We start from the raw sequence: 5,872 nt of genomic DNA, 5'->3' as shown, positions 1-5,872 counted from the left end.
GTTCGTCGTGTGCTGAGAGGGGTTCGAAAAGAATTCAACAAAGTACTTGACGATGCTGCGAAAGCAGATCAAAATCTCGCCTCTTTGCTGCTGACAACTGATTGCGAAAGCGACGGGTTGAAAGCGGTAAAGAAAGCAAAGTCGCTGAGTATTGCGAAAAGAAATTTTCAAAAATACTTGACGACAGCGCAAAAAGCAGATTAGAATCTCGCTTCTTTGCTGCTGACGAATAAACAACGTCAGCGACGTAAATGAAAGAGTGAAGACTCTGAAGTTTGCGATGTTCTTTAAAAATTAACAGCCGATAAGCGTGGGCGTTTGAGGCGAAGTGATGTTGTCAGGTGACTGATGACGGTCCTTCGGACTTTAAACGCTCACGGAAATTAGATTTGAATCATGCAAATGGTTTAAGTCGATTCCGTTGAGTAAATCAAGATCGAACTGTAGAGTTTGATCCTGGCTCAGATTGAACGCTGGCGGCATGCCTTACACATGCAAGTCGAACGGTAACAGGTTAAGCTGACGAGTGGCGAACGGGTGAGTAATATATCGGAACGTGCCCAGTCGTGGGGGATAACTGCTCGAAAGAGCAGCTAATACCGCATACGACCTGAGGGTGAAAGCGGGGGATCGCAAGACCTCGCGCGATTGGAGCGGCCGATATCAGATTAGCTAGTTGGCGGGGTAAAAGCCCACCAAGGCAACGATCTGTAGCTGGTCTGAGAGGACGACCAGCCACACTGGGACTGAGACACGGCCCAGACTCCTACGGGAGGCAGCAGTGGGGAATTTTGGACAATGGACGCAAGTCTGATCCAGCCATGCCGCGTGCGGGAAGAAGGCCTTCGGGTTGTAAACCGCTTTTGTCAGGGAAGAAAAGGTTCTGGTTAATACCTGGGACTGATGACGGTACCTGAAGAATAAGCACCGGCTAACTACGTGCCAGCAGCCGCGGTAATACGTAGGGTGCAAGCGTTAATCGGAATTACTGGGCGTAAAGCGTGCGCAGGCGGTTATGCAAGACAGATGTGAAATCCCCGGGCTCAACCTGGGAACTGCATTTGTGACTGCATGGCTAGAGTACGGTAGAGGGGGATGGAATTCCGCGTGTAGCAGTGAAATGCGTAGATATGCGGAGGAACACCGATGGCGAAGGCAATCCCCTGGACCTGTACTGACGCTCATGCACGAAAGCGTGGGGAGCAAACAGGATTAGATACCCTGGTAGTCCACGCCCTAAACGATGTCAACTGGTTGTTGGGAGGGTTTCTTCTCAGTAACGAAGCTAACGCGTGAAGTTGACCGCCTGGGGAGTACGGCCGCAAGGTTGAAACTCAAAGGAATTGACGGGGACCCGCACAAGCGGTGGATGATGTGGTTTAATTCGATGCAACGCGAAAAACCTTACCTACCCTTGACATGTCTGGAATCCTGAAGAGATTTGGGAGTGCTCGAAAGAGAGCCAGAACACAGGTGCTGCATGGCCGTCGTCAGCTCGTGTCGTGAGATGTTGGGTTAAGTCCCGCAACGAGCGCAACCCTTGTCATTAGTTGCTACGAAAGGGCACTCTAATGAGACTGCCGGTGACAAACCGGAGGAAGGTGGGGATGACGTCAGGTCATCATGGCCCTTATGGGTAGGGCTACACACGTCATACAATGGCCGGGACAGAGGGCTGCCAACCCGCGAGGGGGAGCTAATCCCAGAAACCCGGTCGTAGTCCGGATCGTAGTCTGCAACTCGACTGCGTGAAGTCGGAATCGCTAGTAATCGCGGATCAGCTTGCCGCGGTGAATACGTTCCCGGGTCTTGTACACACCGCCCGTCACACCATGGGAGCGGGTTCTGCCAGAAGTAGTTAGCCTAACCGCAAGGAGGGCGATTACCACGGCAGGGTTCGTGACTGGGGTGAAGTCGTAACAAGGTAGCCGTATCGGAAGGTGCGGCTGGATCACCTCCTTTCTAGATAGATCGCGCCTCGTCACTACTTAGGTAATGGCAGAGCAAGGTCGCTATAGAGCGAAAGCTCAAGCACTTAGTTTCAAGCGCCCACACTTATCGGCTGTCATACAACAGTGAGTGAAATCGCGTGCCTGTGGAGCTGGCCTCAACAGCCTGGCGATGATACAGAGCGACGCAAACGAGTTTCGCGTGGGTCTGTAGCTCAGTCGGTTAGAGCACCGTCTTGATAAGGCGGGGGTCGCTGGTTCGAATCCAGCCAGACCCACCACGAGATATCGGGGGGATTAGCTCAGCTGGGAGAGCACCTGCTTTGCAAGCAGGGGGTCGTCGGTTCGATCCCGTCATCCTCCACCAGTTTCACTCATTTAGTTGGTAAACCTTAGCGAATAGCAATGTTCGCTGAGGTTTACCAGCTCTGGTCTGCAAAGATCGGCTGTTGTTCTTTAACAATTTGTAGAGTCGAATCAGCGCTGTTAGCGGAAAGTACCGTCGTGTACACCGTGCCGCTAACAGCGATTTTGATTGCGTCAAACATAGACTTCAACTGAGCAAGAAATTGTTTAGGTATGAAGAACGGCGTAACGCGTGAATACTCAAATAACACACGGGTGAAACAAGATCCGTGTGAGTCCTTGACGACAGTGCAGTCAGCGCTGTCAAAGTTATAGGGTCAAGTGACTAAGTGCATGTGGTGGATGCCTTGGCGATTACAGGCGACGAAGGACGTGATAGCCTGCGATAAGCTTCGGGGAGCTGGCAAATTAGCTTTGATCCGGAGATTTCCGAATGGGGAAACCCACTCCGCAAGGAGTAACTCTGACTGAATACATAGGTCATTGTGGCGAACCGGGTGAACTGAAACATCTCAGTAGCTCGAGGAAAAGACATCAACCGAGATTCCGAAAGTAGTGGCGAGCGAAATCGGAGTAGCCCTCGCGTTTTAGCAGTTTGTATATCAGAACGGAATGGAAAGTCCGGCCATAGCGGGTGATAGCCCCGTATGAGAAATGCAGATTGTGGAACTAGGCGCGAATAGAGTAGGGCGGGACACGTGAAATCCTGTCTGAATATGGGGGGACCATCCTCCAAGGCTAAATACTCGTAATCGACCGATAGTGAACAAGTACCGTGAGGGAAAGGCGAAAAGAACCCCGGGAGGGGAGTGAAATAGATCCTGAAACCGCATGCATACAAAAAGTAGGAGCCCGCAAGGGTGACTGCGTACCTTTTGTATAATGGGTCAGCGACTTACATTCAGTGGCGAGGTTAACCGAATAGGGAAGCCGTAGAGAAATCGAGTCCGAATAGGGCGAATAGTCGCTGGGTGTAGACCCGAAACCAAGTGATCTATCCATGGCCAGGATGAAGGTACCGTAACAGGTGCTGGAGGTCCGAACCGACTAATGTTGCAAAATTAGCGGATGAGCTGTGGATAGGGGTGAAAGGCTAAACAAACTTGGAAATAGCTGGTTCTCTCCGAAAACTATTTAGGTAGTGCCTCAAGTATTACCTGCGGGGGTAGAGCACTGTTTAGGCTAGGGGGTCATGGCGACTTACCAAACCTTGGCAAACTCCGAATACCGCAGAGTACAGCTTGGGAGACAGAGCACCGGGTGCTAACGTCCGGACTCAAGAGGGAAACAACCCAGACCGCCAGCTAAGGTCCCTAAAATTGGCTAAGTGGGAAACGAAGTGGGAAGGCTAAAACAGTCAGGATGTTGGCTTAGAAGCAGCCATCATTTAAAGAAAGCGTAATAGCTCACTGATCGAGTCGTCCTGCGCGGAAGATGTAACGGGGCTAAGCCAGTTACCGAAGCTGCGGATGTGCAATTTATTGCACGTGGTAGGAGAGCGTTCTGTAAGCCTGTGAAGGTGGGTTGTGAAGCCTGCTGGAGGTATCAGAAGTGCGAATGCTGACATGAGTAGCGTTAAAGGGGGTGAAAAGCCCCCTCGCCGAAAGCGCAAGGTTTCCTACGCAACGTTCATCGGCGTAGGGTGAGTCGGCCCCTAAGGCGAGGCAGAGATGCGTAGCTGATGGGAAACAGGTCAATATTCCTGTACCGATCAATAGTGCGATGTGGGGACGGAGAAGGTTAGCTCAGCCAACTGTTGGATATGTTGGTTCAAGCGTGTAGTCGTGCCCCTTAGGCAAATCCGGGGGGATTAGATGAGGCGTGATAACGAGTCTGCTTGCAGACGAAGTGAGTGATACCCTGCTTCCAAGAAAAGCCACTAAGCTTCAGCTATTGACGACCGTACCGCAAACCGACACTGGTGCGCGAGATGAGTATTCTAAGGCGCTTGAGAGAACTCTGGAGAAGGAACTCGGCAAATTGACACCGTAACTTCGGAAGAAGGTGTGCCTTTATTAGGTGATCCATTTACTTGGTGAGCCGAATGAGGCCGCAGAGAATCGGTGGCTGCAACTGTTTATTAAAAACACAGCACTCTGCAAAGACGAAAGTCGACGTATAGGGTGTGACTCCTGCCCGGTGCTGGAAGATTAAATGATGGGGTGCAAGCTCTTGACTGAAGTCCCAGTAAACGGCGGCCGTAACTATAACGGTCCTAAGGTAGCGAAATTCCTTGTCGGGTAAGTTCCGACCTGCACGAATGGAGTAATGATGGCCACACTGTCTCCTCCAGAGACTCAGCGAAGTTGAAATGTTTGTGATGATGCAATCTCCCCGCGGAAAGACGGAAAGACCCCATGAACCTTTACTGTAGCTTTACATTGGACTTTGAACAGATCTGTGTAGGATAGGTGGGAGGCTTTGAAGTAGGGACGCTAGTTTCTATGGAGCCAACGTTGAAATACCACCCTGGTGTGTTTGAGGTTCTAACCTTGGCCCGTTATCCGGGTCGGGGACAGTGTATGGTGGGCAGTTTGACTGGGGCGGTCTCCTCCCAAAGTGTAACGGAGGAGTTCGAAGGTACGCTAGTTACGGTCGGAAATCGTGACGATAGTGCATTGGCATAAGCGTGCTTGACTGCGAGACTGACAAGTCGAGCAGGTACGAAAGTAGGACAAAGTGATCCGGTGGTTCTGTATGGAAGGGCCATCGCTCAACGGATAAAAGGTACTCTGGGGATAACAGGCTGATACCGCCCAAGAGTTCATATCGACGGCGGTGTTTGGCACCTCGATGTCGGCTCATCTCATCCTGGGGCTGTAGCCGGTCCCAAGGGTATGGCTGTTCGCCATTTAAAGAGGTACGTGAGCTGGGTTTAAAACGTCGTGAGACAGTTTGGTCCCTATCTTCCGTGGGCGCTGCAAGATTGAGAGAGCCTGCTCCTAGTACGAGAGGACCGGAGTGGACGCACCTCTGGTGTATCGGTTGTCACGCCAGTGGCATTGCCGAGTAGCTAAGTGCGGAAGAGATAACCGCTGAAAGCATCTAAGCGGGAAACTCGTCTCAAGATGAGTCTTGCCGGGGCCTTGAGCCCCCTGAAGGGTCGTTCGAGACCAGGACGTTGATAGGCTGGGTGTGGAAGCGCAGTAATGCGTTAAGCTAACCAGTACTAATTGCCCGTGAGGCTTGACCCTATAACTTTGATAGTCTGTGCTACAGCACATGCTTCAAGGTGAGTGTTCAAGTTATGTCGTTCTTCAAGTCTTTGAAGACGCAATCAAAATACCTTCTACTGATTCCGCAGCAAGTATGAATGCTTGCTGTGTGCAGATAATATCTGCTGACTCTACGAATTGGGTTTGTTGACACCGTCAACAGACCAACCAGTCAAGCCTGACGACCATAGCGACTTGGTCCCACTCCTTCCCATCCCGAACAGGACAGTGAAACGAGTCAGCGCCGATGATAGTGCGGATTCCCGTGTGAAAGTAGGTCATCGTCAGGCTAGTTATTAAAGCCAACCCCCATCAGGTTATCCTGGTGGGGGTTTCGCTTTT

The 5,872-nt window shown here is 51.4% G+C and carries 1 protein-coding gene, 2 tRNA genes and 3 rRNA genes; all 6 read left to right on the top strand.

Translation table 11 applies throughout. From position 1 onward, the window contains the following. Positions 1-204, top strand: a 204-nt coding sequence (locus tag ACG00Y_RS28690) for a hypothetical protein (RefSeq protein WP_394485058.1), incomplete at its 5' end; no start/stop codon positions are given. 234 nt (positions 205-438) lie between these two features. Next, positions 439-1,962 (top strand): 16S ribosomal RNA (locus tag ACG00Y_RS28685). A gap of 191 nt (positions 1,963-2,153) precedes the next feature. Further along, a tRNA-Ile gene (locus ACG00Y_RS28680) sits at positions 2,154-2,230 on the top strand. 10 nt (positions 2,231-2,240) lie between these two features. Beyond that, positions 2,241-2,316, top strand: a tRNA-Ala gene (locus ACG00Y_RS28675). A gap of 314 nt (positions 2,317-2,630) precedes the next feature. Then, positions 2,631-5,509: ribosomal RNA gene (locus tag ACG00Y_RS28670) — 23S ribosomal RNA — on the top strand. A gap of 198 nt (positions 5,510-5,707) precedes the next feature. After that, positions 5,708-5,820: ribosomal RNA gene (gene rrf / locus ACG00Y_RS28665) — 5S ribosomal RNA — on the top strand. Together the 16S, 23S and 5S rRNA genes with 2 tRNA genes alongside form the textbook arrangement of a ribosomal RNA operon. Positions 5,821-5,872: the final 52 nt, after the last annotated feature.

It is taken from the genome of Pelomonas parva, assembly GCF_043555835.1.
GTDB classification, from domain to species: Bacteria; Pseudomonadota; Gammaproteobacteria; order Burkholderiales; family Burkholderiaceae_C; genus Pelomonas; species Pelomonas parva.
Note: the sequence above shows the minus strand (reverse complement) of the source record. Positions and strands in the feature narration are given on the sequence as shown.